Annotated in this window: 1 protein-coding gene; it reads left to right on the top strand. The window is 70.5% G+C overall.

What is annotated here, in order from left to right; all coding sequences use genetic code 11:
- A partial coding sequence (locus ACFVH2_RS24930) for an Ig-like domain-containing protein (RefSeq protein WP_378475741.1) occupies positions 1-1,022 on the top strand: 1,022 nt, incomplete at its 5' end.
- Positions 1,023-1,312 lie beyond the last annotated feature (290 nt).

Genomic DNA, 1,312 nt, shown 5'->3' with positions numbered 1-1,312 from the left:
GTGCGCATCAGGTCACCGCGGTGTTCTCCGGGGTTGCCGGCTTCACCGGTTCGACCTCGGCGGCGCAGACCGTGACGGTGACGGCGGCGGTCCCGGTGGACCAGGCGACCACCACCACCGTGACCGCTCCGGCGTCGGTGGTCGAGGGTGCGGGCGTGACCCTCTCCGCTCAGGTGGCGCCGACGCCTGCTGGTGGCACGGTGCAGTTCAAGGACGGTGCCGCGAACCTCGGCGGCGCCGTTGCGGTGGGTGCGGACGGCAAGGCGTCGCTGACGCAGGTGCTGCCGGTCGGTGCGCATCAGGTCACCGCGGTGTTCTCCGGGGTTGCCGGCTTCACCGGTTCGACCTCGGCGGCGCAGACCGTGACGGTGACGGCGGCGGTCCCGACGGACAAGGCGACCACCACCACCCTCAGCCTCCCCGGTGCCGCCAAGACCGGCCAGGCCGTGCACGTGTACGCGACGGTCAAGGGTTCCGACAACGCGCTCATCGGTTCGGCCGGCACGGTCGTGTTCACCATCGACGGCCAGGCCAGCGCGCCGGTGAACGTGGTGGGCGGCGTCGCCGACCTCACCCAGACCTTCGCCACCGCCGGCACCAAGTCCGTCGCCGCGCAGTTCAGCGGCGCCGCCGGATTCACCGCCTCCGCCTCGGCGGCGGGTTCGGTCGTGGTGACCGATCCGGCTCCGTCCGACGTGGCCACCACGACCGCATTGACGGTCCCGGCAACCGCGGTCAAGGGCACCGCAGTCGATCTGAAGGCGACGGTGTCCCCGGCCGCCGTCGGCGGCACGGTCCAGTTCTTCGACGGCACCACCCCGATCGGCACGCCGGTCCAGGTCGTCGACGGAAAGGCGACCCTGTCCTACGCCTTCGCGGTCACCGGTGACCGCTCGATCACCGCGGTCTACAGCGGCGCGTCGGGCTACCAGGCCTCGACTGCCGCGGCCCGCACCGTCGCGGTCGCCGACAGCGGCAACGGCGGCGGCTCCGGATCGGTCTCCAGCATCTTCGGGTCCTGAGCCTGAGGCAGCCGGTCGGGCGCGACCTGGGTCGTGCCCGACCTGTCATTCGAACGATCGAATTTTCGGCCCCGGACGGCCACTGTGCCGGGGAACTGCTCAAACCTCGCTGTATTCCGATAGTTGCCGCCACACGCCTGGGTTAGTGTGATCGGCGTCATCCTGAGTTGGACGGCCGTCAAGGTCCGTCGCCGAGAGGAAATGTATGTCTGACAGAAGCGTTCGTCGTGTGGTGGGTGGTGTCAGCGCTGTGGCCGTTGCGGCCGGGTTCGCGGTGACCGCCGGTGTCG

It is taken from the genome of Rhodococcus sp. NPDC127527 (assembly GCF_042672245.1).
Classification (GTDB): Bacteria; Actinomycetota; Actinomycetes; order Mycobacteriales; family Mycobacteriaceae; genus Rhodococcus_G.
The sequence above is the reverse complement of the archived record's forward strand: the minus strand, read 5'-3'. Positions and strand labels throughout refer to the sequence as shown.